The 24,891-nt window shown below is 71.6% G+C and carries 19 protein-coding genes; 8 read left to right on the forward strand and 11 right to left on the reverse strand.

All coding sequences use genetic code 11. The annotated features are described in order from the left end of the window. The first annotated feature begins 42 nt into the window (after window positions 1-42). Window positions 43-966, forward strand: coding sequence for a LysR family transcriptional regulator (locus tag ASE56_RS01795; protein WP_056224397.1), 924 nt, complete (start codon window positions 43-45; stop codon window positions 964-966). Here ASE56_RS01795 and ASE56_RS01800 read toward each other — a convergent pair. Then, a complete protein-coding gene (locus ASE56_RS01800; RefSeq protein ID WP_074694750.1) occupies window positions 879-1,289 on the reverse strand; it encodes a twin-arginine translocase TatA/TatE family subunit in 411 nt (136 codons plus the stop codon). The genes ASE56_RS01795 and ASE56_RS01800 overlap by 88 nt on opposite strands. Before the next feature lie 53 nt (window positions 1,290-1,342). Continuing rightward, complete coding sequence (tatA, locus tag ASE56_RS01805; RefSeq protein ID WP_056224398.1) at window positions 1,343-1,582, reverse strand: twin-arginine translocase TatA/TatE family subunit; 240 nt, start codon at window positions 1,580-1,582, stop codon at window positions 1,343-1,345. Window positions 1,583-1,999: 417 nt separating this feature from the next. Here tatA and ASE56_RS01810 point away from each other — a divergent pair, with 417 nt between their 5' ends. The 4 genes from ASE56_RS01810 (at window position 2,000) to ASE56_RS01825 (ending at window position 9,211) form a co-directional block, all read left to right on the forward strand. Continuing rightward, the gene (locus ASE56_RS01810) at window positions 2,000-5,533 is read left to right on the forward strand and encodes a PQQ-dependent sugar dehydrogenase (protein ID WP_082450277.1); all 3,534 of its coding nucleotides are present in this window, start codon (window positions 2,000-2,002) and stop codon (window positions 5,531-5,533) included. An 86-nt stretch (window positions 5,534-5,619) separates the two neighbouring features. Then, window positions 5,620-6,648 (forward strand): sugar phosphate isomerase/epimerase, encoded by a 1,029-nt coding sequence (locus ASE56_RS01815; RefSeq protein ID WP_235556903.1) that lies wholly within the window; start codon window positions 5,620-5,622, stop codon window positions 6,646-6,648. A 17-nt stretch (window positions 6,649-6,665) separates the two neighbouring features. Then, the gene (locus ASE56_RS01820; RefSeq protein ID WP_056224402.1) at window positions 6,666-7,937 is read left to right on the forward strand and encodes a hypothetical protein; all 1,272 of its coding nucleotides are present in this window, start codon (window positions 6,666-6,668) and stop codon (window positions 7,935-7,937) included. Between the two features lie 74 nt (window positions 7,938-8,011). Continuing rightward, a complete protein-coding gene (locus tag ASE56_RS01825; RefSeq protein WP_056224404.1) occupies window positions 8,012-9,211 on the forward strand; it encodes a hypothetical protein in 1,200 nt (399 codons plus the stop codon). Window positions 9,212-9,853: 642 nt separating this feature from the next. Here ASE56_RS01825 and ASE56_RS01830 read toward each other — a convergent pair. From ASE56_RS01830 to ASE56_RS01840, 3 genes are all read right to left on the reverse strand, one after another. Then, window positions 9,854-11,035, reverse strand: a complete 1,182-nt coding sequence (locus tag ASE56_RS01830) for an ROK family transcriptional regulator (RefSeq protein ID WP_056224407.1) — start codon at window positions 11,033-11,035, stop codon at window positions 9,854-9,856. Between the two features lie 100 nt (window positions 11,036-11,135). Then, window positions 11,136-12,185 (reverse strand): ABC transporter permease, encoded by a 1,050-nt coding sequence (locus tag ASE56_RS01835; protein ID WP_056224409.1) that lies wholly within the window; start codon window positions 12,183-12,185, stop codon window positions 11,136-11,138. Next, window positions 12,182-13,657: a sugar ABC transporter ATP-binding protein gene (locus ASE56_RS01840; RefSeq protein ID WP_056224410.1), complete on the reverse strand. Its 1,476-nt coding sequence runs from the start codon at window positions 13,655-13,657 to the stop codon at window positions 12,182-12,184. Before ASE56_RS01840 ends, ASE56_RS01835 begins: the two co-directional genes overlap by 4 nt. Before the next feature lie 299 nt (window positions 13,658-13,956). Here ASE56_RS01840 and ASE56_RS01845 point away from each other — a divergent pair, with 299 nt between their 5' ends. From ASE56_RS01845 to ASE56_RS01855, 3 genes are all read left to right on the forward strand, one after another. Continuing rightward, a complete protein-coding gene (locus tag ASE56_RS01845) occupies window positions 13,957-15,006 on the forward strand; it encodes a substrate-binding domain-containing protein (protein WP_056224412.1) in 1,050 nt (349 codons plus the stop codon). Window positions 15,007-15,098: 92 nt separating this feature from the next. Continuing rightward, window positions 15,099-16,289 carry a Gfo/Idh/MocA family protein gene (locus ASE56_RS01850; RefSeq protein ID WP_056228020.1) on the forward strand — a complete coding sequence of 397 codons (1,191 nt, stop codon included), beginning with the start codon at window positions 15,099-15,101 and terminating at the stop codon, window positions 16,287-16,289. 38 nt (window positions 16,290-16,327) lie between these two features. Next, on the forward strand, window positions 16,328-17,332 hold the full coding sequence (locus tag ASE56_RS01855) for a sugar phosphate isomerase/epimerase (RefSeq protein WP_056224414.1): 1,005 nt from the start codon (window positions 16,328-16,330) through the stop codon (window positions 17,330-17,332). Window positions 17,333-17,694: 362 nt separating this feature from the next. Here the strand turns inward: ASE56_RS01855 and ASE56_RS01860 are convergent, their stop codons facing one another. The 6 genes from ASE56_RS01860 to ASE56_RS01885 are packed head-to-tail and all read right to left on the reverse strand — an operon-like array spanning window position 17,695 to window position 24,651. Further along, a complete protein-coding gene (locus tag ASE56_RS01860) occupies window positions 17,695-19,077 on the reverse strand; it encodes a nucleotide pyrophosphatase/phosphodiesterase family protein (RefSeq protein ID WP_056224416.1) in 1,383 nt (460 codons plus the stop codon). Continuing rightward, complete coding sequence (eboE, locus tag ASE56_RS01865; RefSeq protein ID WP_235556904.1) at window positions 19,074-20,243, reverse strand: metabolite traffic protein EboE; 1,170 nt, start codon at window positions 20,241-20,243, stop codon at window positions 19,074-19,076. Before eboE ends, ASE56_RS01860 begins: the two co-directional genes overlap by 4 nt. Beyond that, window positions 20,240-21,124: a TatD family hydrolase gene (locus tag ASE56_RS01870; protein ID WP_056224418.1), complete on the reverse strand. Its 885-nt coding sequence runs from the start codon at window positions 21,122-21,124 to the stop codon at window positions 20,240-20,242. Before ASE56_RS01870 ends, eboE begins: the two co-directional genes overlap by 4 nt. Before the next feature lies 1 nt (window position 21,125). Continuing rightward, window positions 21,126-22,592, reverse strand: coding sequence for an EboA domain-containing protein (locus ASE56_RS01875; RefSeq protein ID WP_056224419.1), 1,467 nt, complete (start codon window positions 22,590-22,592; stop codon window positions 21,126-21,128). Further along, complete coding sequence (locus ASE56_RS01880) at window positions 22,589-23,455, reverse strand: SCO3242 family prenyltransferase (RefSeq protein ID WP_056228026.1); 867 nt, start codon at window positions 23,453-23,455, stop codon at window positions 22,589-22,591. The genes ASE56_RS01875 and ASE56_RS01880 overlap by 4 nt, the downstream gene beginning before the upstream one ends. Then, window positions 23,452-24,651, reverse strand: a complete 1,200-nt coding sequence (locus ASE56_RS01885) for an inositol-3-phosphate synthase (protein ID WP_056224421.1) — start codon at window positions 24,649-24,651, stop codon at window positions 23,452-23,454. Before ASE56_RS01885 ends, ASE56_RS01880 begins: the two co-directional genes overlap by 4 nt. Between the last annotated feature and the right edge of the window lie 240 nt (window positions 24,652-24,891).

The raw sequence follows: 24,891 nt of genomic DNA on the forward strand, positions 1-24,891 counted from the left end.
GATCAAGCAGCATGTTCTTCACCGTGGCGTAAGTTCTGACTTATGGATGTGGCTCACCTGCGCGTGCTGCGCGAACTCCGTGACCGGGGAAGCGTCGCCGCCGTCGCGGCGGCGCAGCACGTGTCGGCCTCCGCGGTCTCGCAGCAGCTGGCCGTACTGCAGGCCCACGTTCCCGTTCCCCTCACCCGGCGCGTCGGGCGCGCCCTCGCGCTCACCCCGGCCGGCGAAGCCCTCGCCGCAGCGGGAACGCGGGTCGACGAGGCCCTCGTGGGTGCACGCGAGGCCGTCGGCGCCTTTCTCGACGCGAGCGATCGCCCGGTGCGCGTCTCGGCCTTCCACAGCGCCGCCCTCACGCTCTTCGGGCCCCTCCTGCGCGAACTCGACAACTCTCCGCCCCTTCACTTCGCCGACGCCGACGTCGCGCACCGCGACTTCCCCGGACTGACCGCCGACCACGACCTCGTCATCGCCCACCGCCTCGCTCACGACGAGCCGTGGCCCGCGGACCGCGTGGTGACGGTGCCACTGCTCGAGGAGCCCCTCGACATCGCACTCCCCGCGAACCACCCGCTCGCTCGACGCTCCGAGCTGCGTGCGTCCGACCTCGTCGACGAGCGATGGGTCTCGGTGCACGCCGGCTTCCCGCTCGCCGGGGTCCTCGATCACCTGTCTGCACACGTCGGACGCCCTCTCGAGGTCGCCCACCGCATCAACGAGTTCTCTGTGACGGCCGAGATCGTCCGCGCGGGCGCGGCGGTCGCCGTCATGCCCCGGACGACGACGACCCCGCTCGCTGTCGACGGGCTCGTGCTGCGCCCCCTCGCCGATCTCGCCCTGGTGCGTCACGTGGACGCGCTCGCCCGCCCCGACGCCCTGGCCTACGCGGCCGTGCGGCGCGTGCTGTCGGCGTTGCGGTCGGTATCGGCGCGGGCAGCGGACGCGTCCCCGGGCCCCGACTCCGTCTGACGAGCGGCGACGGGGGTCGGGTCGTCGGCGTCCGTCGAAGCGGCGCGCGGCGCGACGGTCGGCTCCGGATCGGCGAGCAGAGCTTCTCGGATGATGCGGCGCGGGTCGTACTGGCGGGGGTCGAGTCGCTGCCAGTCGACGTCGGCCACCTCGGAGCCGAGCTCGTCGCGCACCCGCTCCTGGGCGGTCTTCGCGAAGCCGCGCGCACGGATGAGCGCGCGTCGCAGGGACTCCGTCGCGGCGGGAAGCCGCTCGGGACCGATGATGAGCGCCGCGATGACGCCGATGAGGATCATCTTCTCGATGGTGAGACCGAAGAACACGGGCTACTCCCCTGCTCGGGGGCGGCGGGGGCCGACCATCGGAACGCGGCGGGTCAGCGGGTCGGGGGCGGGTCGGCGACGACCGCCGAGGCACGGGCTTCGGGAGCCGCGGGCGCGGCCGATTCGGCGAGGGGCGTCGCGTCGTCGTCCTTCATCGCTTTCAGCTCGCCCTTGAAGAGGCGGGCCGACTTGCCCACGCTCTGCGCCAGAGCCGGCAGCTTCGCGGCCCCGAACAGGAGGACGATCACCGCCAGGACGATCAGCAGGTGCCATCCGGTCAGTCCATGGAGCATGAGGCCTCCTCGGCCGTGTCGGCGCCTTCGCCGACGGGTGGGGGATCGGCGCGAGACGCACCGTGCGGCGATGCTAGCCCGCGACGAACAGAAACCACAAGGCTCGCGTCAAGCACACTTTTGTTGTGTGCGCATTACGCAACTTTTGATTGACCTATGGAAAAACATCCGTCAGGATGACGACGAGCGACGTCCCCCACAATCGGACACCTCATCCCCCCGAGGCTCGCCCCACGAACCGCCTTGAGAGGCGGTGATCGGCGACCCCTCCCACTCGACGAAGAGTAAGGAGCAGACACCGCGCGTGGCCGACCGCCACCGCACGAAGAGCCCGGGCCGCCACGATCAGTCGTTGAGACCGACTGTGTGGCGACCCGGTGAAAACAACTCGAACGCATTCACAGGAGCTGTTTCACGATGAACTCTACTTCTCGGCATCCGGTCGTCCGGTCCCGGTTGACGGCGGTCCTCGCGGCCACCGCACTGGGCCTGGGCGCCATCGCCGCCGCACCCGTCCCGGCCTTCGCGCACGACGGGCACGACCACGGCACGACAGACCCCGGGGGCGACCACGGCGACCCCACCGACCCCGGTACCCCCGACCCCGGCGACACCGGCGAAGACGGCGGCGCCCTCGACTGGAGCAACTACGAGCGCGTCCTGCTCACCAAGGACGTGGGCGAGCCCATCGACCTCGCCGTCCTCCCCGACAAGCGCGTCCTGCACACCGCCCGCAACGGCGACGTGCGCCTGACCGATCCCGCGACCGGCGTCACCCGCGTCACCAACACCCTCGACGTCTACGCCAACTCCGAGGACGGCCTGCAGACGGTCGCCCTCGACCCGGACTTCGCAGAGAACAACTGGGTGTACCTCGTCTACTCCCCGCGCGACGCCGACGGTGACGGCGTCGCCGACACCCCGGCGGGCAACTCCCCCAACACCCTCCCCGCGGGGGCCGACGAGTCCTACTGGGACCAGTGGGTCGGCGTGAACCGCCTCGCCCGCTTCCAGTGGAACGGGGACTCCCTCGACCTCGCGAGCGAGCAGGTCGTCCTCGACGTCGAGGTCCAGCGCGGGCAGTGCTGCCACGTCGGCGCCGACATCGGATTCGACGCCGACGGCAACCTGTACCTGAGCACGGGCGACAACACCCCGGCATCCACTCCGGGAGCGAACGGCTTCGCGCCCAACAACGACGCCCCCGGCTACAACCCCGGATTCGACTCGCGCCGCGGCGCCGGCAACACCAACGACCTGCGCGGCAAGATCCTGCGCATCCACGTCGAGGACGACGGCTCGTACACGATCCCCGAGGGCAACCTCTTCGCCCCCGGAACCGAACTCACCCGCCCCGAGATCTTCGTGATGGGCGTGCGCAACCCGTTCCGCATCGAGGTCGACATCGAGACCAACTCGCTGTCGTGGGGCGACTACGGCCCCGACGCCACGAAGGCCGTGGCCCAGACCGCCGGCCGCGGGCCCATGGGACTGGTGGAGTGGAACGCCATCAGCCTCGACGAGCCCCAGAACGCCGGGTGGCCCTACGTCCACGCCGACAACCAGGCCTACAACGACTGGGACTTCGCCACGGCGACGCCGGGTGCGTTCTTCGACCCGCAGAACCTCAAGAACGAGTCGCGGTGGAACACCGGTCTCACCGACCTTCCCCCCGCGCAGCCCGCGACCCTCTGGTACGGCGACAACCCCGGCGACCAGCCGTGGGACGAGCTGGTGAATTTCGGTGCCGGTACCGGCCAGGGCCCTATGGGCGGACCCGTCTACCACTACGACGAGACCAACCCCTCGCCCACGAAGCTCCCGCAGCACTGGGACCGCAAGGCGTTCATGGGCGAGTTCTCGCAGGACTACATCGCCGCGTTCACGCTCGACTGGGACACCTTCGAGGTCAGCGACATCGAGGACTTCCTTCCGAACGCGGCGCTCAGCACCCTGGGCCAGCCGCCGCACGACAACCCCATGGACATGGAGATCGGGCCCGACGGCTCGATGTACGTGCTCGACTACGGCGACGGCTTCTTCCGCGCGAACCCCGATGCCGGTCTGTACCGCATCGACTACGTCGCCGGCAACAAGTCGCCCCAGGCGCGTTTCACCGCGACGCCCACCTCGTCGTCGCAGGCTCCCCTGACCGTCGAGTTCGACGCGTCGACCTCGACCGACCCCGACGGAGACGCCCTCACCTACGAGTGGGACTTCGATGGTGACGGCACCTACGATGCGACCGGCGCGACCACGTCGTACACCTACACCGAACTGGGCAACTACAGCGCCCGACTGCGCGTGTCCGACCCGGGCGGACGCTTCGGTCTGACCTCGCGCACGATCTCGGTCGGCAACCAGGCGCCCGAGGTGACCGTGGCCTTTCCCGGCAACGGCGCGTTCTTCGACTGGGGTCAGGCGATCCCGTTCCAGGTCACGACGACGGATGCCGAGGACGGCGACGCCACGGAATGCTCGCGCGTGACGTGGACCTACGGTCTCGGCCACGACGAGCACGCCCACCCCGAGGTCTCGGGCACGGGCTGCACGGGCGTCTTCCGCACCGACCCGAACTCGCCCGAGCACGGCCCCGGTGCCCTGCTCTACGGCGCGGTCGTGGTCACGTACACCGACGCCGGCGCCAACGGACTGCCGGCGGCCACGGGTGAGGCGACCGTTCGCCTGAACCCGAAGCTGCAGCAGGCCGAGCACGCGATCCGTCGAGAGGGCGTCACCACCTACGCCGACACCGACGCCTCGGGCGGCAACGCCATCCGCGGCCTGGGAGCGGGCGACTACCTCGCCTTCGACCCGGTGAACTTCGCCGGGATCGACGCGGCCGTGGTCCGTGCCAGCGGCGCGGGCGAGGTCCAGCTGCGCTGGGGAGCGGCCGACGCCGAGCCCTTCGCGACCGCTGTCGTCCCCGCGGGCACCGGCTGGCAGGACGTCGAGATCGCCTTCGAAGCCCCCGAGGGCACCGGAGCGCTCTACGTCACCTCGGCCGACGAGCTGGCCGTCGACGCGCTGACCATGGTCGGCGACGGCGTCGGAGACGTCACGCCCCCCACCGTCGCGCACACGCTGGCCCCCGCCACCCCGACGGGTGTCGGCGGCGTGTTCAACGAGCCGGTCCGCTTCTCGGTGCAGGCCGCCGACAACGGCACGCTCGCGAGCGTCCAGTACTCGCGCGACAACGGCGCGACCTGGGTGAACCTCGCGGCGAACCAGCAGTACGGGGTGACGTTCGATCAGGACGGCGCCTACGACATCCGCTACCGCGCCACCGACACCGGTGGCAACGTGTCGGAGCTCGGTTCGGTGTCGTTCACGATCGACCTCGACGCTCCCAACGAACCGACGGTCGACACCCGCACGCTCGTCTCGCTCGGCTCCCCGCGAGTCACCTTCGGCGCCCCGGGCGACGTGACGGTGTCGGTGCGCGGAGAGGGCGGCGCCCCCACGGGCGAGGTCGTGCTCACGGTCGGCGACACCGAGCTCGGTCGCGCGACCCTGGACGCCGACGGCAACGCCGTCGTCGCCCTCCCGGCGGACCTCCCGGTCGGCACGCACACCCTGCGGGCCACTTACGGAGCCGACGAGACCTTCAAGGGGTCGGCCGGCATCGGTCGTCTCACGGTCTCGCAGGCGAAGTCGACGACCTCGGTCGCCGTCTCGCCGACGCCGGTCAAGCCCGCCGTGGCGGCCACCGCCACGGTCCAGGTGGCCTCGTCGACGGGCATCGTCCCGACCGGTGATGCCACGGTGACCATCCGTCGCAACAACGCGGTCGTCGCCACCCTCACCGGCACGCTCGGCGCCGACGGCACCGTCCAGGTGACCCTGCCCAAGCTCAGCGCGGAGGGCGCCTACCAGGTGCAGGCGTCGTACACCGGTTCGACCGGGATCGCGAAGAGCAGCGGCAGCGCGAACCTGACCGTCAAGAAGTAACACCCCGGTGGGGGTCGCGTACTGCGGCCCCCACCACCCTCACGGTCGTCCCCGGCCCCGGGGCGGACCCACCTCGAAGGAGAGTCATGAGTCACCACCACGACCACGCGCACCCCACGGTGCCGGATCGGCCCATGAGCCGGCGCACGCTGCTCAAGGCCCTGGCGGCGTCATCCGTCGCCGTCGGCATCGGCGCCGCCGCCATGCCCGCCGCAGCCTCCGCCTCCACCGCCGTCGGCGCCCGCGCCGCGGCGGCCGCTCCCCCGGTCAGCGCCGGGAAGCGTCTCGTCCCCGTCAACCGCATCGGTATCCAGCTCTTCACCGTCCGCGACAAGGTCAGCTCGCTGGGCTTCCGTGCGGTATTCGAGGAGCTGGCCCGCATCGGTTACTCCGAGATCGAGTTCGCGGGCTACACCCAGGGCAACGTCGGCGCGATCACGCCGCAGGAGATCCGCCAGCTGCTCGACGACAACGGCCTGCGCGCGACCGGTGCGCACGTCAACCTCACCCCGGCCAACATCGACCAGCAGCTCGAGATCGCCCACGTGCTCGGCATGCCGCACCTGGGCCAGGGCGGACCCATCGCCGGAGGCTACGGCGGTCCCCTCGCCAAGGACCCGTGGATGCAGGCCATCGGCACGTGGAACCAGATGGGCGAGAAGGGTCGCGCCGCGGGCATCAAGCTCTACCTGCACAACCACGCGCAGGAGTGGGGCTTCACCACCGACACCAACGAGCGCGTGTACGACCTGTACTGGGAGAACCTCAACCCCGAGACGGTGTTCTTCGAGATGGACGTCTATTGGGCGCACGTCGGAAAGTTCCTCTACCCCGGGTTCGAGCCGATCGACTACATCAAGCGCGACCCCCGGCGGTTCCCGATCCTCCACCTCAAGGACGGCAAGCTCAACCCGAACAGCGCCAACGGCTACGACATCGTCGAGTTCGGCGCCGGGAACATCGATTACACGGCGTTCCTGTCGCAGCTGCGCGACCGCGGTCAGCGCTTCGGCATGTTCGAGCAGGACAACGCCTCCTCGGTGCCGGTGAACCCCGGGAACTCGCTCGCGAACGCCGACCGCAGCTACGACAACATCGCAGCCCTGCGCGGCTGAGCGACGAGGAAGAACTGATGAACAGAATCACGAAACTGACCACCGTCGGACTCCTCGTCATCGGGGGCAGCGTGGTCGCGGTCCCCGCGTACGCGGCCGACCTCACCTGCACCGACGACCTGGGCAGCCAGACCGTCTCGGGCAACCTCATCGTCCCGGGAGGAGCGGACTGCGTCCTCGGCGGCGCGACCGTCGAGGGCGACATCGTCGTCGAGGCCGGGGGATGGCTGGATGCCACCTCGGTCACGGTCACCGGAGACGTCGTCGCCACCGACGCGTACGGCGTCTCGCTCGACGGCACGAGTGTCGCCGGCGACGTCAGCGCCTACTCCGCCGACACCACCGTGGGCTTCCTCTACGTCAACGACCTGAAGGTCGGGGGCTCGGTGGAAGCCGGCGGCATCGACGTCGAGGTCGTCGACAGCGCGATCTCGGGCTCGCTGCTCACGCAGCAGGCCACCTACGTCGACGTCGTGCGCACGTCAGTCGGTGCGGACGTCTCGATCGACGGTTCGGACTGGGGCGTGTCGATGACCGGCGCCGTCGTCAAGGGCGACGTCACCGTGAGCGGCAGCTCGCGCGACGTGCTGATCGGCGCGACGGCCGACGGCGGCTCCGACGCCTTCGCCAACTCGATCGGCGGGGGCCTCTCGCTCACCGGGAACACCGCGAACCTGCGCGTGGCGAACACCACCGTGTACGGGGCTCTCGCCCTCGACGGGAACACCCCGGCGGCGGCGTTCGGCGCGGGCGTGCGCGCCGGCTCGACCACCGGTGACTACACGGGTGAGGCTCCGACCGCCCCTCCCGCGGGCGACCAGTCGATCGCGGTGACCGTCCCCGGCCAGGGCTCGGGCGAGCTCACCTGGTCGATCGAGGGCACCTCGCGCCTCGTCGACCTCGGAGTGGCGACCGAGAACCTCGACCACTACGCAGCGGCGGGCGAGATCGTCCCGATCCGCGTCCAGGACACCCGGGCCGGCAACCCCGGCTGGTCCCTGACCGCGCAGGTGTCGAACTTCGCCGCCGACGGCCAGGAGGTGTCGAGCAAGTACCTCGGCTGGACGCCCGAGGTGCTCGAGACGCAGGGCGGCGCCGTCGCCGGGGCCCCCGTGCCCTCGGGCTTCGACAGCGGCCAGGGCCTCTCGGTCGCCCGCACCCTCGCGCAGGCGAACGACGGCCATGAGCGAGGCAGCTCGCTCGTGGGCGCCGACCTGGATCTCAAGCTCCCGCTCGAGACCCCCCGCGGCACCTACACCGCGACCGTGACGCTGACCGCCCTCAGCTGACCCCCTCCCCGTCGGGGTCGCGCCCCTCGAGGGCGCGGCCCCGACGGGATCCCTTCCACACGAAAGCCACGCCCATGTCCCAGGCGAAGACCACTTGCCGTCCGCTCCGATTGCTCCTGTCGTTCCTCACCGGCCTCGCGCTGCTGCTGGCCAGCCCGCTCGCCGCCTCCGCGGCGACCGCCCCCTCCCCCGACACCACGGTCACGTGGAGTGTCAAACCCGCCGACACCGCGCAAGGGCGCGACCGGCCCAACTACGCCTACGACCTGATGCCCGGTGGAACGGTCGGCGACGCCCTGTACGTCGCGAACCGCAGCCCTCAGCCGATCACCCTGCGCGTGTACGCCGCCGACGGCTTCCTCACCGACGACGGAGCCCTCGACATCCTCGCCGGGGACGCGGAATCCACTGACCTCGGCAGCTGGGTCTCGATCGCATCACCCGAGCTCACCCTCGACAGCGGCGCGAGTGCGGAGGTCCCCTTCACCGTCACCGTGCCCGCCGACGCCGCCCCGGGCGATTACGCGGCCGGCATCGTGGCATCCATGCTCGTGACCGCCGACAACGGCACCGTCACCGAACGTCGCCTGGGCTCGCGTCTACACCTCCGCGTGCAGGGCGACCTCGTCCCCTCGCTCGCGGTCGGCGACGTCGTCGTCGACTACCACGGCACCGCGAACCCCGCCGAGACGGGATCCGCGACCGTGGGCTACACCCTGACCAACACCGGCAACACGCGTCTCGACCCGAACGTCGAGGTCGCCCTCGGCGGGCCGTTCGGCTGGGCGCGCGTGACCGCCGCCGACGACGCCCCCGAGCTGCTGCCCGGCAGCTCGCTGAAGCGCACCGTCGAGGTCGCCGGGGTCGTCCCCCTCGTGTTGCTCTCGGCCGACGTCACCGCCACCTCGCAGGTCGTGTCGCGCACGCTGGCCGGCGCGGAGCCGTCGACCCTCGACCCCCTCGTGTCGCAGGGCGCGGCCGCCACGGCCGCCGTGCCGTGGACGGCGCTCGCGATCCTCGCCGTGATCGCCCTGCTCGTGGCCTGGCGCGTCATCGCCGCCCGGCGCCGTCGAGCGGCCCACGCCCGGGAGATCGCCGCCGCCGTGGCTGCCGCGCGAGCGGATGCGGACGGAACGGATGCCGCTGTACCCGGTGCCGCGACGGGTGCGGCCGCCGAGCGCGAGCCGGTGCCCGCCGGCGGCGTGGCCGACACGGAGGGAGTCCCCGAGGCTCCCTCCCCCGCCCCGACCCGCGCCTCGCGCCGGTCGCCCTGAGACCCGCTCGCGGCGTGGAGAGGGACACTCCGCGCCGCGAGCGATCGACGCCGCCCGCCGTGCTCGTGCCCGGCGGGCGTTCTTCGTGCGCTGGCCCCGCCCACCTCCCGGGCCCGCGCACGCCAGGCCCGGCCCGGCCTGGCCCGGCCCGGCCCGGCCCGCCGCGGCGACAACGCAGGAACACCGACCCGGTCGGGGCGTCTCCCCCCGGCCCGATGGCCCGCCGCCCCCGGATGTCCTGCGTCATGCCACGGGAGGGACGGGCCCCGCACCGGGCACGACCGCGGGGAAATCCGCGACACGCCGAAGTCCCGGCATCCGGAATTGGCCTGTCGGGGAAACGGTCCGCCGCCGTACGCGCCGGACCGGCTCACCACCCACCCGGCGGACCGACAACCCCGGCTCGGCTGCACAACTCCTGCGCATCGCGCGACCGTGACCCCCGGGGCCGCGAAACCCGCCCATCTGCAGGAGTTGTGCACGCGCCACCGCCCCGGCACGGCGCAGCGGCCCCGCCGGCCTGCCCAACCGGGAACCCCGGCACGAGCGCACGACTCCTGCATATCGCGCGCCCGCGGCCCACCGACGGCGCGGAACCGCCCGATCTGCAGGAGTCGTGCGGCGGCAGCGACCCGTCGCGGGTCAGGCGCGGAGGAACGCGGCGTTCAGCGACTCGGGGGCGAGGGCGTGCTCGACCGCAAGCATGCTCGCGCCGATTACGGCGGCCTTCTCGGCGGCGACCGACTGGACGATCGAGAGGTACTCGGTGGCCAGCGGCGTGGAGCGCGTGTACACGACCTCGCGCACGCCCGCGATGAGATGCTCGCCCACGCGCGCCATGGACCCGCCGATCGCGATCACCGACGGGTTCATCAGGCTCACGCACGTCGTGAGCACCTCGCCGATGTCGCGACCCGCCTGGCGCACGGCCTGGATCGCGTCGATGTTGCCGCGCTTGACGAGGTCGACCACGTCAGAGCCGGTGTGCGCGTCGATGCCCTGCGCGCGCAGCGCGCGCGCGATCGCGGGACCGGATGCCAAGGCCTCGAGGCATCCGCGATTGCCGCACTGGCACGGGATGTCGGCGCCGCGCGCGACCTGGACGTGACCGATGTCGCCGGCGATGCCCTGGGCTCCGCGCTGCAGGTGACCGTCGGAGATGATGCCGGTGCCGATGCCGGTGGCGACCTTCACGAACATGAAGTGGTCGACGGCGGGCCAGGCGATGCTGCGCTCGCCCAGCGCCATGATGTTGACGTCGTTGTCGACGAGGACGGGAACCGGCATGTGCTGGTAGATCCAGCCGGGGATGTCGAAGCGATCCCAGCCGGGCATGATCGGGGGGTTCACCGGCTGTCCGGTGGAGTGCTCGACGGGGCCGGGGACGCCGATGCCCATCGCGGCCACGTCGGAGGTGGAGCGGCCCGACTCCGAGAGCAGCGCCGTCGCCGTCTCGACGAGCCAGGTGAGCACGGGCTCGGGACCCGTGGCGATGTCGATGTCGCCGGTGCGTTCGCTGAGCACCTTGCCGGTGAGGTCGGCGATCGCGACCGTCGCGTGCGAGGCACCGAGGTCGACGGCGACGACGACCTTGGCCGCGGGGTTGATCGCGAACTGCGACGGCGGCCGTCCGCCGGTGGACACCGCGTCGGCGACGGGGGTGATGAGGCCCATGCGCATGAGCTCGTCGACGCGCACGGCGACCGTCGATCGGGCGAGGCCGGTCGACTTGGCCAGCTCCGCTCGCGTACGCGGTACGCCGTCTCGCAGCAGCTGGAACAACTGGCTCACGCCGTTGACCGACTGCACGGAATCTGTCGTCATCCTCTTCACGCCCTCAGTACACCATTAGTAGTAATGCATTCCATCCACATACCGACGGCGACTACGCGAATCACGCAGCCGCCGTCGGCATAAGGGGTCGTCAGCCCCGTCCCGGAGGACGGGAGAAGCGCTGCTGCAGGAGCACCGCGACCACGATGATGACACCTTTCGCCACCGCCTGTACCGAAGACGAGAGATTGTTCTGGATGAACACGTTCGACAACGTCGCGAAGATGAGGACGCCGAACACCGTACCGGTGATCGTGCCCCGGCCGCCGACGAGGAGCGTGCCGCCCACCACGACCGCGGCGATGGCGTCCAACTCGTACAGCTGACCGTGGGTCGAGGTGCCCGCCGTCGTGCGGCCGAGGATCATGACAGCTGCGATACCGGCGCACAGACCCGTGATCGCGTACAGCCACATCGTGTGCCGACGCACGTCGATGCCGGCCAGGCGCGCGGCCTCGCGGTTGCCGCCGACGGCCACGGTGCGACGCCCGAAGGTGGTGCGGTTCAACAGCACCCAGCCGAGGGCCGCCACGATGGCGAAGATCCAGATGAGGATGTCCACGCCGAGGATGTCGGCGTTCATGAAGGTGATGAAGCCGCGGTCCTGCACGACGAGCGTGCGACGCTCGGCCAGGATCTCGGCCAGGCCGCGCGCGCCGACGAGCATGGCGAGGGTCGCCATGAAGGCCACGACGTTGCCGTACGCGATGACGATGCCATTGATGAGGCCGGCGCCCACGCCCACCGCGAGGGCGATGACGACCATGACGCTCCAGTGCAGGTTGTCGGCGAGATCCTGCACGGCGGCGAGGGTCGCGACCACCGAGGCGAGGCCCATGACCGAGCCGACCGACAGGTCGATGCCGCCCGCGATGATCACGAGGGTCATGCCGATGCTGATGACGCCGATGATCGAGGCCTGGCGGAGGATGACGAGCAGGTTGTCGACGCTCGTGAACGACCCGGGCGCGGTGATGGCGCCGACGATGACGATGACCAGCAGCGCGACGACGAGGCCGATGTTGCGGCCGGCCGATCCGGAGAGGAAGCGGCGCCAAGCGGGCTCGGGAGCGGGAGCCGCGACGGCCCCGGTCTCGGTGGGGACCGTGCGTGCACGGGTCGGGGTGGTCGGCTCGCTCACGCGGCGGATCCTTTCATGACGAGATCGAGCACGCCGTGCTCGTCGATCTGGTGGGAGGGGAGGGTGCTCAGGATGCGACCGTCGGCGACGACGAGGACGACATCGGCGAGGCCGAGGACCTCTTCGATCTCGCTCGAGACGACGACGACCGCGTTGCCTGCGGCGGCGAGATCGCGGATGAGGGCGTAGATCTCGGCGCGGGCGCCGACGTCGACGCCGCGGGTGGGTTCGTCGAGCAGCAGCACCTCGGTGCCGTGCACGAGCCAGCGGGCAAGCAGGATCTTCTGCTGGTTGCCGCCGGACAGGGTGCGCGCGGGACGATCGGGATCGGCCGGGCGCAGCTCGAAGGCGTCGATCTGTTCGCGGGCGACCTTGCGCGCGGCGCGGTCGTCGAGGAACCCGCCCTTGGCGAAGCGCTTCATGGAGGCCAGCGCGATGTTGACGAAGATCGGCTCGTCGAGCACGAGCCCCTGGCTCTTGCGCTCCTCGGGCGACAGACCGATGCCCGCGCCGACGGCGGCGCGGACCGATCCGCGGGGAAGGACCTTGTCACGGACGCGAACGGAGCCGGCGTTCGAGCGTCGCGCGCCGTAGACCGTCTCGAGGATCTCGGATCGACCCGAGCCGACGAGTCCGGCGAGCCCCACCACCTCACCGGCGCGCACCGAGAACGACACGTCGGAGAAGACCCCGTCGAGCCCGAGTCCCTGCACGTCGAGGACGACGGGGGCATCGGATGCCACGGGCACACGCTCGGGGAAGACGTTGGCCACCTCGCGCCCGGTCATGAGCCGGATGAGTTCGGCCTTCGGGGTGTCGGCGGCGGAGAGACCGACCGCGGTGGTCCGCCCGTCCTTCAGGACGGTGATGCGGTCGCCGATCTCGCGGATCTCTTCGAGGCGGTGCGTGATGTAGACGACGGCGATGCCCGCGGCGGTGAGCTCGCGCACGACGGCGAAGAGGTTCTTGACCTCTTCGGTGTCGAGGACGGCCGAGGGCTCGTCCATGATGATCAGCTTGATGTCGTGCGACAGCGCGCGCGCCATGCTGACGATCTGCTTGTTGGCGGCGCTGAGCGAGCCGACCTCGGTGTTCGGAGAGAGGTTGGCGTGTCCGAGACGGCGCAGCAGCTCGCGGGTCTGCCGGGCGGCTTCGGCGCGCTGCGTGAAGCCACCGCGCGCGAGCTCGTGCCCGAGGAAGATGTTCTCGGCGATCGTGAGGCCGTCGACGACGTCGAGCTCCTGGTACATCGTCGCGATGCCGAGGTCGATGGCCGCATCGGGGTCGGCGATCTCGACGTTCTCGCCGAGCCACACGATCTCTCCCTCGTCGGGGCGGTGCACTCCGGCGAGGGTCTTGATGAGAGTCGACTTGCCCGCGCCGTTCTGGCCCAGCACGCAGTGCACCTCACCGGCGACGATGTCGAGATCGACACCGCGCAGGGCGCGGACGCCGGCGAAGGACTTGGTCACGCCTCGGACGGTGAGTAATGACGACTGATGGTCAACTTTGATCACGCGGCGAACATAACACGCCGCCTCACCGTCGCGCGACCCGAATTCGGCGCCGCGCCGGGAAGCCGCCTCCCGCATGCGCGCGAGCGCTTTCCTGTCGGAATCAGCGTGAGCGCCGACTTATGCGGCTTAAAAAACAAAAGATGCTCAATCAACCGACACTTCTGCTAGCGTGAGCCACGTCAGAGTGGACCCTTCCTTCCGGAATGACCCGGGGCCGCGATGACCCCAGCTGCATCACATTTCAAGGAGGAAACATGCGCTCACAGTGGAAGTCGCGTTCGCGACTCGTCCTGACCGGTATCGCCGTCGTCGCCTCGGTCGGCCTTCTCGCCGGCTGCACCGGCTCGGGCGGCGACAGCCAGAACGTCGTCGACCAGGGCACCACGACCGAAGAGAACGCCGCCGCCGGTGACACCGTCACCATCGGGTTCTCGGGCCCCGCCGCCGACCACGGGTGGCTCGGCGCCATCAACTCGGGTGCGCTCGCCGCCGCCGAGAGCTTCCCCGACGTCGACCTCAAGGTCGCCGAGGGGACGAACGACGTCAACGCGCAGATCGCGGCCGTCGAGACCTTCATCAACGACGGCGTCGACGCCATCGTGCTCCTGCCGAGCGACGGCGCCGCCCTCACCGAGGTCGCGATCAAGGCGATGAACGCGGGCATCCCCGTGATCAACGTCGACCGCGAGTTCTCGAGCCCCTTCGCCGCCCGCTCGACCATCCTGGGCGACAACTACGGCATGGGCGTCAGCGCCGGCACGTACATCTGCTCGCAGCTCGAGGGCAACAGCAGTGCCGTCGTCGGCGAGATCGCGGGCATCGACTCCCTGCCGCTCACGCAGGACCGCTCGGCGGGCTTCGCCGACGCCCTGTCGGACTGCGGCCTGAAGGTCGGACCCCGCGTCGCCGCGGACTTCACCGTCCAGGGCGGCGAGGCCTCGACCTCGCAGCTGCTGTCGGCGAACCCCAAGATCGACGCCATCTGGAACCACGACGACGACCAGGGCATCGGTGTGCTCGCCGCCATCACGGCAGCCGGTCGCGACGAGTTCATCATGGTCGGCGGCGCGGGCAGCCGGAACGCGATGGAGTCCATCCAGGCCGACGACAGCGTCCTGAAGGCCACGGTCATCTACCCGTCGACGCAGGCCGCCGACGGCATCGCCCTGGCGCGCCTGATCGCGCAGGGCAAGACCGCCGGTGACCTCATCACGCCCAGCGTCCCCAACCGCATCGTGTTGGACGCCCCCGTGGTGACGAAGGACAACGTCGCGTCCTTCATCGACCTCTCGTTCCAGTCCTGACCCGGTCCGGGGCGTCCGCGTTCGTCGCGGGCGCCCCGTCCCCCGTCCCCCCACAGAAAGACGTCATCGTGACCCAGCCCCTTCGCATCGCCATGATCGGTGCGGGATTCATGGGCGCCGCGCATTCCCAGGGATGGCGCGTCGCCCCTCGTTTCTTCGACCTCCCCCTCGCCCCCGAGATGAGCGTGCTCGTCGGGCGCGACGCGGCCCGCACGCAGGCCGCCGCCGAGACCTGGGGCTGGCAGGAGAGCGCGACGGACTGGCGCGAGGTCATCCACCGCTCCGACATCGACGTCGTCGACATCGTCACCCCCGGCGATTCGCACGCCGAGATCGCGATCGCCGCCCTCGCCGCCGGCAAGCACGTCCTGTGCGAGAAGCCCCTCGCCAACACCGTCGACGAGGCCCGGCGCATGGCCGAGGCCGCCTCGTCCGCCGCAGACAACGGCATCCGCTCGATGGTCGGCTTCACGTACCGGCGTCTTCCCGCCACGACCTTCGCCCGCGACCTCGTCGTCGCGGGCCGCCTCGGCGACATCCGCCAGGTGCGCGCCGAATACCTCCAGGACTGGCTGAGCGACGCCGAGGCCCCGCTCACGTGGCGCCTGCAGAAGGACCGCGCCGGATCCGGCGCCCTCGGCGACATCGGCGCCCACGCCGTCGACCTCACCGAGTTCATCACCGGGCAGCGCGTGAGCCGCGTCGCCGGCATCCTCGAGACGATCGTCGACGAGCGTCCCGTCCTCGCCTCCTCGACCGGGCTCTCCGGTTCCGCGGGCACCGAACGCGGGGCCGTCACGGTCGACGACCTCGCCCTGTTCACCGGTCGCCTCGAGAGCGGCGCCCTCGCCTCGTTCGAGGCCTCGCGCTTCCGCCTCGGCCGCAAGAACGCCCTGCGGATCGAGATCGCCGGATCCCTCGGCTCGCTGTCGTTCGACCTCGAGAGCCCGAACGAACTGCAGTTCTACGACGCCACGCTCCCCGCCGCCGAGCAGGGCTTCCGTCGGATCCTCGTCACCGAACCCGAGCACCCGTACGTCGCCGCGTGGTGGCCCACCGGTCACATGCTCGGCTACGAGCACGGCTTCTCGCACCAGGCAAAGGACTTCGTCGAGGCCGTCGCCGCCGGAGCCGCCCCGACCCCCTCGTTCGCCGACGGCCTGCACGTGCAGGAGGTGCTCGACGCCGTCGCGCGCAGCTCCGAGGCCGATGGCGTCTGGACCGGCGTCGATGCCGACCTGGCCACCGCTTCTTCCGGGGGCCGCGCGTTCGCGGCATCCTGAATCCGATCCCGGAACCGCACCGACGAAAGGACGCCGCGATGACGCGACCGATCACCCTCTTCACCGGCCAGTGGGCCGACCTCCCCTTCGAGGAGGTGGCCCGTCTCGCCGGCGAGTGGGGCTACGACGGCCTCGAGATCGCCTGCTGGGGGGACCACCTCGACCCTTGGCGCTGGGACGACGAGGCCTACGTGCAGGGCAAGCTCGACGTGCTCGAGCGCAACGGCCTGAAGGTGTGGACCATCTCGAACCACCTCAAGGGACAGGTCGTCTGCGACGACCCCATCGACCAGCGTCACCGCGACATCGTGTCGGACCGGGTGTGGGGCGACGGCGACCCGGAGGGCGTGCGCCAGCGCGCCGCCGAAGAGCTGAAGAACACCGCGCGCCTCGCCGCGAAGCTGGGCGTCAAGACGGTCACGGGCTTCACCGGCTCGAGCATCTGGAAGTACGTCGCGATGTTCCCGCCCGCCACCGAGCAGATGGTGGATGCCGGATACCAGGACTTCGCGGACCGCTGGAACCCGATCCTCGACGTGTTCGACGAGGTCGGCGTGCGTTTCGCCCACGAGGTGCACCCCTCCGAGATCGCCTACGACTACTGGACGACCCAGCGGGCTCTCGAGGCCATCGGGCACCGCGAGGCCTTCGGGTTGAACTGGGATCCCTCGCACATGGTGTGGCAGGACATCGATCCGGTCGCGTTCCTGTGGGACTTCCAGGACAAGATCTTCCACGTGCACTGCAAGGACACGAAGAAGCGTCTCGGCAACGGCCGCAACGGACGCCTGTCGTCGCACCTGCCGTGGGCCGACCCGCGCCGCGGGTGGGACTTCATCTCGACCGGGCACGGCGATGTGCCGTGGGAGGACGCCTTCCGCATGCTCAACGCCATCGGCTACGACGGGCCGCTGTCGGTCGAGTGGGAGGACGCGGGCATGGACCGCCTGGTCGGAGCGCCCGAGGCGCTCGGATTCGTGCGGAAGCTGTCGTCGTACGAGCCCTCCGGGGCGGCGTTCGACGCGGCGTTCAGCCAGCGCTGATCCGGGGGGATCGGTCGGAAGCGAAAGAAGGGCCGGATGCCGAGGCATCCGGCCCTTCCGTCTGCCCGGGCGGGGCCTGAGGGGGCGCCGAAGCGCCCTTGCTCCCCGCGACACGACGCAGGAGATCCGGTCGCGCGATACCGTTCTGGCCGCACGGCGGGCGGATGTGGGACGGAGACTCCTGCGTTGTGCCCGCAGCCGCGATGCGGGGTCGCCCTGGCCGAGCTCCGAGCTACGGCGGCCCGAGCGTCCTCCACCGCGGGCCAGCGGCCACGACGCAGGAGATCCGCCCCGGCGACACCGCCTCTGGCGGGCGCGGGACGGGGCTCGAGTCCGAGACTCCTGCGTTGTGTCCCGCCGGGTCAGACCCCCAGGCCGCGCAGCACCAGGTCGCGGACGCCCGCGGCGGGCAGCGACTCGGCGTCGGGCAGCAGGCCTGCGTCGCTCGAGACGAGCATCGGTCCGTCGCGCCGCGTCGACGACAGGCGGCCGTGCGTCCCGCGGACGCACGAGGGGTCGAGCGGCACCGTGCTCATCGCGTAGCGCAGGCCCAGCTTCTTCTTCACGAGGTTCGCGCCGGCCTTGGCCTTGGCGAAACGGTCAGCGGGGTCGAAGAACAGCTCGGCGGGGTCGTATCCGGGCTTGCGGTGGATGTCGACGCCCCGGGCGTACTCCGGGGCGCGCTCGTCGTCGAGCCAGAAGTAGTAGGTGAACCAGGCGCCGGGCTCGGCCACCACCACCAGTTCGCCGGAGCGCTCGTGGTCCAGGCCGTACCGCGCCTGCGCGTCGCGGTCGAGAACCTCGTCGACACCCTCGAGTCCGCGCAGCAGCGCCGTCACGCGGGGGAGGTCGGCGGCATCCGGAACGTACACGTGAGCGACCTGATGGTCGGCCACGGCGAACGCGCGCGAGGTCCACGGGTCGAGTTGTTCGCGGCCGTCCTGCACGTACACCTCGAGCAGTCCCTCGCGGCGCAGGGCGCGGTTGACGTCGACGGGGCGCGATGCCTGTTCGATGCCGTACTCCGACACCGCGACGACGCTGTACCCGCGGTCGAGCGCATCGGTCAGCAGGGGCGCGATCGCGTCGTCGAGCTCGCGCGCCGCGCGCTCGGCTTCGGGGCCGTTCGGGCCGAAGCGTTGAAGGTCGTAGTCGAGGTGCGGCAGGTACGCCATCGCCAGGTCGGGCGCCGGACCCCACCGCTCGGTGATGACGCCGCGCGTCGCCTCGGCGAGCCACGCGCTGCTCTGGATCGTCGCGGTCGGGCCCCAGTACTGGAACAGGGGGAACTCGCCCAGCGCCCCGACCAGCTGGTCGTGCAGGGCCGCGGGGCGGACGTACGCGTCGGGGCTCTTGCGCCCGTCGGCGTGGTAGATCGGGCGCGGGGTCACGGTGATGTCGGTCGTCGCCCCCATCGCGAACCACCAGCCGAGGTTGGCCGTGGTCAGCTCGGGGCGCGAGCGCCGCGCGGTCTCCCACACCTTCTCTCCGGCGACGAGCTTGTTGTGCTGGCGCCACAGGAGAGGGTCGCCGAGGCCGTGGAAGTGCCAACCGTTGCCGACGATCCCGTGCTCGCGCGGCATCGTGCCGGTGAGCATGGTCGACTGCACGCTGCACGTGACGGCCGGGAGGATCGTGTCGAGCCCCAGCTGCCCGCCGGCGCGGCCGAGCGCGGTGAGTCGGGGCATCGCGGCGAGCGCGCGCGGGGTGAGCCCCACGATGTCCAGCAGCAGGACCTTGCTCATACCAGGCTCCTTTCGTCGATTCGGGATGCCGGCACCCCGGCGACAGCGCGCGGCAGGTGCGCGTGCGCCCAGCGCAGTTCGGCCGCGATCCCGCCGACGAGCGTTTCGGGCTGCAGTTCGTCGGGCAGCACCGACCAGGTGTAGGTCTCGATGTCGAGGTGGGCGTCACCGCCACCGGGGGTCTCGAGAACCGCGTCGACCGCGGCGAGCAGCACCTCGGTCGTGGCGCGGAGGGGGGCTGCGGGACGCGCGTGCAGGGGGATGTGGACGTGCACGCGCCAGGCGCGGTCGGTCGGCCACGGCGCGGCGGCGTAGAGCACCTCGGGGAGGTCATCGGCGGAGCGTCGACCCCCGGCCTCGCGCACCTGGTGGACGTAGCGTTCCTCGGCGAAGGGGCGGAGGGCGTCCGCCGTGCGGGGGTCGGCGGGGTCGGGCACCTCGAGGGCGACCGAGGCCTGCACTTTCACGATGCGGATACCGGCGGCGGCGGCCGCGGCGACCGCTCCGGCGGGGTCGGCGAACGATACGGCGAGGTGGCAGGTGTCCAGACACAGCCCGAGTCGGCCCCCGGCGGTCAGGTGCGGGCGGGCGCCGAGCCAGGCCACTACGTCGGCGACGTCGTCGAGGATGCAGCCCGGCTCGGGTTCGATCGCCACGCGGACGATGCGTCCCGTCTCGCGCTCGAGCGCGGCGAGGCCCTCGACGAGTCCGGCGAGGTGCTCCTCCGCGGCGCGGTCGGCCGCGGCATCCCACCCCTCCCTCCATCCCAGCGGGAGCGTCGAGATGCTGCCCTCGGCCCCGGCGGGAAGAAGCGCCGCGAGGGCGCGCGCGCAGTCGAGCGTGTACTCCAGGCGCTCGCGCGTGGTCCAGTCGGGGCGGTACACCGCGAGCTTCACGACGTCGTCGTGGAACCCGCGGTACGGGAAGGCGTTGACCGTGCGCAGCTCCAGCCCGTTTCGCGCGAGGGCGTCGGCGAGGACACCGCGGGCCCGCGGGTCGTCGGAGAGGAGGGATGCCACGCCCACCGGCATCCACAGTCCGACGCCGAGCCGCTCGAGGCCCGCCGCCCGCCGGACGGGGCCCGCGTGCTCGTCGAGCTGGCGGACGATGCCGGGCAGGTCTTCGGCGGGGTGGACGTTCGTGCAGTACGACAGCTCCACCCTCACGCCCCCTGGCGCGATGCCATACCGCGCAGCACGGAGTTGCCGGCGAACAGCTCGGGCCCCTGGCTCGCGGGAGCGAAGCCGTCGATCGGGTCGGTGTTCACGCGCCCGCTCTGCGCGTAGAAGTCGCGCGGGTTGCGCCACAGGATCCGGTCGACGTCGTCGTCGCTGAACCCGGCGTCGAGCATCGCCAGACCCGCCTTCGCCGTCTTGAGCGGGTCGGAGCGGCCCCAGTCGGCCGCGGAGTTCACGATGACGCGGTCGAGCCCGATGCGCTGCATGATGGCGACGACGCGCTGCTCGTCCATCTTGGTGTCGGGGTAGATCGAGAAGCCCATCCAGGCGCCGCTGTCGGCGACCGCGTCGACGCAGGTCTCGTTGAGGTGGTCCACGAGCACGCGCTCCATCGCGATGCCGGACTCGGCCACCACGTCGAGCGTGCGCCGGGTGCCCACGGTCTTGTCGCGGTGCGGAGTGTGGACGAGTACGGGGAGGTCGAACTCGATGCCGAGCGCGAGGTGCTGGCGCAGGATCTCGTCTTCTTCGGGGGTCATCGAGTCGTAGCCGGTCTCACCGACCGCGACGACCCCGTCCTTGGCGAGGTACGTCGGCAGCTCGGCCATGACCTCGCGGCAGCGCGCGTCGTTCGCCTCTTTCGGGTTGAGCGCGATCGTGCAGTGGTGGCGGATGCCGAACTGCGCCGCACGGAACCTCTCCCACCCGATCAGCGCGTCGAAGTAGTCGAGGAACGACCCCACGCTCGTGCGCGGCTGGCCGAGCCAGAACGCCGGCTCCACCAGGGCGCGCACGCCCGCGTCGTACATCGCCTCGTAGTCGTCGGTCGTGCGGGCGGACATGTGGATGTGGGGGTCGAAGATGCGCATGTCAGGCCCTTTCGCGAGCACGGAGGAAGGAGAGGTCGTCGGGCACGGAACGGCCGGCGGCACGACGCTCGGCGGCAAAGCGCTCCGCCATCGCGGCGAGCTCGTCGTCGGCGCGGGCGTCGAGGGCGACGACGACCGAAAGGGGGATGCCGAGGAACACGCACTTCAGCACGCCGTGACGCCACGCGTGGTCGTCGAGGTGGTCGGCGGCGAAGCGCCCGAGGGCGGCGGCGACCAGTCGCGTGTCATTGGCGCGGAGGGCGTCCGCGACGAGCTCCAGACCGGCCTCACGCCAGGCGGCGGTGGGCGCGATGATCGCGTCGAGGCCGCGCAGCACCCCGCGGCGCTCGGCGTCGTCGCCGCGGCGATACAGCGCGACCGCCACGGCCGGGTCGGCTCCGCTGTCGGCCAGGGCCGCGATGAGGGCGGCGCGGGCGACATCGTCGGCGGTGGGGCCGAACGGCGCGGCCGAGAGGGGGTCCCGCCCCACCTCGCGACCCGCCGCGGCGAACAGGCGCGCGGCGCGGGCGGCATCCGCGCGCACCTGCTCGACGGCGAGGGCGGTCCAGGGGTGGAGGGGCCGACCGTCCCCGGAGGACGAGGTTTCGACCGCGCTCCGCGTCGGGGCGATGACCGAGCGCTCCCCCGCCGCGACCAGCGCCGCCATGCTCGACGCCGCGAGCTCGGGGGCCGCGTGCGCGTGCCGCGGCAACTCCACCGCGATCACGCCGCGGTAGTCGATTTCGCGCAGCGTCGAGAGGGCGGCATCCAGGTCGAGCTCGCCCTCCCCGAACGGAAGGTGCTCGTGCGCGGTGGGGAGCATATCGTCGGCCTGCACGTTGCGCAGCAGGGGGCCCGCCGCTCGCAGAGCACCCACCACCCCGTCGGGCTCGACCACCACACAGTGACCGAGGTCGACCGTGAGGCCGAGGTTCGCGGGGTGGCCGAGCCGGGCGCGGAGCGCGAGGGCGTCGGCCACGGTCTCGACCAGCATCCCCGGCTCGGGCTCGAGAGCGAGGGTGACGCCGGCGTCGGCGGCGAACGCGGCGAGCTCGACGAGACGTTCCTCGAGGAGCACGCGCGCCTGATCGGTGGAGACGTCGTCGGGCACGACCCCGCTCCACAGCGAGACGCACTCGGCATCCAGGATCGCGGCGATCTCTACCGCCCGCCGCAGGAAGGCCATGCGCGACGCGGCGTCGCGGTCGACGAGGGTCGGCCGGTGCTTGCGCAGGGGGTCGAGCAGGTAGCGTGCGCCCGTCTCGACGACCACCCGCAGTCCCCGGCGGCGGAGGTCCGCGGCGAGCGCCTCGCTCTGTTCGCGCCAGTCGGGGGCGAAGGGGTCGAGGTGGGGGTGACCGAGGGTCAGGGCGACGGCGCCGTACCCGTGATGCTGCAGCACGTCGAGGGCGGAGGGCAGCGGGTGGTCGGTGAAGCCGTTGGTGCCGTATCCCCAGGTCCAGCTCATGTGATGTCTCCCGTCGAACGGCGGCGGCCGAGTACGCGGCCGAGAATCTCGATGCCCAGCAGGGCCGCGGTCGCCAGCGGTGAGCCCGCCCGGGCGGCGAGGGCGGACTGCAGGGGCACGACGGCGCGGATGCCCGCCCGGGTGGCGTCCCGTGCCCGAGCCGCCCCGGGATCACGAGCGACCGCGAACTGGCCGGGCAGGACCGCGGCGAGGTAGCGCGCTCCCCCGAGCACGGCGGCGGAGCGGTTCGAGCGTCCGAGGAGACCGGATGCCGCCACGGCGACGCTCGTGCCCACGGCGACGCGACCGGTGCTCGCCGTCGACCCGTCGACCTCGCCCCGCGAGATCGCGGTGACGGCGACCGTGTGGGCGGCGACCGCACCCGCGGGGACCAGGGCCGAGCGCCACCCCGGCCCGGCCGCACCCATCATCACGTCGAGCCCGCGGCAGACGGCCATGACGACCGGACCGGCCGCCGTCGGCTTGAACACGGTGTCGTAGGCCCACAGCGCTCCGGCGAGCGCGACCGACACCAGACCCGAGCGGCGACCGGCCGCGAACGCCGCGCCCACCCCGAGGGCGGTGAGACCCATGCCCACCGCGAGCGCGCGGTCGCGGCTGATCCGCCCCGAGGGGATGGGGCGCTCGGGGCGCTCCAGCGCATCGAGGTCGGCATCCGCCCAGTCGTTCAGCGCCATCCCGGCGCTGTACAGGCAGACGGACGCGGCCGCGAGCGCGCCCCCGCGCAGGGGACCGTCGCCGCCCGGCCCGCGCGCGCTCAACGCCCCGACGAGAGCGTCGCCGAGGACGGTGAGCGAGGCGGGGGCGCGGACGAGGTCGAGGTAGTCCGCGACCCGCGTCACGGTGCGGCGACCCGGGCTGCCGCGACGGCGGCTGCGGTCTCGTGCACCCACGAGACGAACTGGGCGGTCTGCTCGCCGAAGCCGTGGACGTCGCTCCCCCACGGATCCTTGAAGAAGCAGCCGAGGGCGGTGACGACCCCCGCGTGGCCCGCGCGGGTCGCGAGAGACAGCGCTCGGACGAGGTCGATGACCAGGGGCGCCGCGAGAGCGGAGTCGTAGGCGCTCCACGTGGTCTGCAGCGTGACGCGGCTGCCGAGGAACCCTGTCGCGCTGACGTGGTCCCACGCGGTCTTCACGTCGCCGAGGTCGGGCACGTTGTCGATGTGCAGCGGAGTGACGACGTCGTCGCCGACGAGAGCGTGCAGACCGCGGTTCTTCGACACCAGCTTGGAGCGGACGGCCTCGGGGTCGGCCAGGGTCGCGCCGTCGCCGCCGCCGAGGAGGTTGGTGCCGGCCCAGGACTGCACCCGGAACCCGCGGGCGGCGAACATCGGCGCCAGCACCGTCCGCAGCAGCGTCTCGCCGGTCTTGCCGTCCTGCCCCGCGTACGCGATGCCCGCGCGTTCGGCGCGCTCGCGCAGGACGGGGAGGTTGAGGGATGCCGAGGGGGTGAAGGCGGCGTAGGCGGCTCCGGCCGCGATGGCGGCGAGGGCGGCGCGCGAGCTGGGCGGAAGGACCCGCACACCCGGGGTCGTCAGGGCCGCCTGCAGGAGGGCGTCGTCTTCGAATCCGGGGTGGTACGGGGGAAGGGGCTCGGTGGACGAGACGTCGATGACGACGACCTCGCGCAGGTCGTGACGGTCGCGGAAGTCGGCGATGTCGGCCGCGAGCAGGTCGATCTCGTCCTGCTGGGTCGCCGTCATCGTGGGGACGGGGCGGAGGTTCTGCTCGGTCTCGCGCAGCCGCTCGGCCACCGCGTCGACGAGGGCCACGGGGAACATCCCGCCGGCGGCGAGCTGACGCGCGCGTTCCTCGAGCGGGGTCGACGAGATGTCGTGTCCGCCGACGACGATGTCGGCGATCGCGGGGAACTCGTCGACGCGCACCGCGTCGGTCTCGGTCGTGAGGCCGACGGGCGTCGCGACGCCCAGGGCGAGGGCGTGCATGCCGAGGGTGGCCGTGGTCGCGAGCGAGCCGCGAGCGCCGATGAACCAGGCGCCGACGTCGGCGGTGCGGCGGGTGTCCGAAGTGTTCACGCGGGGGTCCGTTCTTCGTTGAGGGACGTCGAATACCGGGTACGCACGACGGCACGACTCCGTGGGGGCGGAGCCGTTCGAGAGGGGCGCTCCGAGGGGGATGGAGGGCGACCCGGGGTGGTGGGGGACTCGTCGTCGAGGTGTCCTGGTCCTTCCGACAGTAGTGCGGCTTTTGCGGTAAGGCAACCAAAAGATGTCTGAATGAGGAGCAATATTCGTCGACGGCTCGACGAGAGGGAA

The sequence above is a fragment of the Microbacterium sp. Leaf203 genome (genome assembly GCF_001421275.1).
Taxonomy (GTDB): Bacteria; Actinomycetota; Actinomycetes; order Actinomycetales; family Microbacteriaceae; genus Microbacterium; species Microbacterium testaceum_A.

Coding starts and splice junctions, on each gene's coding strand:
- ASE56_RS01820 (WP_056224402.1), top strand. CDS start 6,666: ATGAACAGAATCACGAAACTGACCACCGTCGGACTCCTCGTCATCGGG.
- ASE56_RS01845 (WP_056224412.1), top strand. CDS start 13,957: ATGCGCTCACAGTGGAAGTCGCGTTCGCGACTCGTCCTGACCGGTATC.
- ASE56_RS01850 (WP_056228020.1), top strand. CDS start 15,099: ATGATCGGTGCGGGATTCATGGGCGCCGCGCATTCCCAGGGATGGCGC.
- ASE56_RS01795 (WP_056224397.1), top strand. CDS start 43: ATGGATGTGGCTCACCTGCGCGTGCTGCGCGAACTCCGTGACCGGGGA.
- ASE56_RS01875 (WP_056224419.1), bottom strand. CDS start 22,592: ATGAGCTGGACCTGGGGATACGGCACCAACGGCTTCACCGACCACCCG.
- ASE56_RS01855 (WP_056224414.1), top strand. CDS start 16,328: ATGACGCGACCGATCACCCTCTTCACCGGCCAGTGGGCCGACCTCCCC.
- ASE56_RS01830 (WP_056224407.1), bottom strand. CDS start 11,035: ATGACGACAGATTCCGTGCAGTCGGTCAACGGCGTGAGCCAGTTGTTC.
- ASE56_RS01825 (WP_056224404.1), top strand. CDS start 8,012: ATGTCCCAGGCGAAGACCACTTGCCGTCCGCTCCGATTGCTCCTGTCG.
- ASE56_RS01810 (WP_082450277.1), top strand. CDS start 2,000: ATGAACTCTACTTCTCGGCATCCGGTCGTCCGGTCCCGGTTGACGGCG.
- ASE56_RS01870 (WP_056224418.1), bottom strand. CDS start 21,124: ATGCGCATCTTCGACCCCCACATCCACATGTCCGCCCGCACGACCGAC.
- tatA (WP_056224398.1), bottom strand. CDS start 1,582: ATGCTCCATGGACTGACCGGATGGCACCTGCTGATCGTCCTGGCGGTG.
- ASE56_RS01860 (WP_056224416.1), bottom strand. CDS start 19,077: ATGAGCAAGGTCCTGCTGCTGGACATCGTGGGGCTCACCCCGCGCGCG.
- ASE56_RS01815 (WP_235556903.1), top strand. CDS start 5,620: ATGAGTCACCACCACGACCACGCGCACCCCACGGTGCCGGATCGGCCC.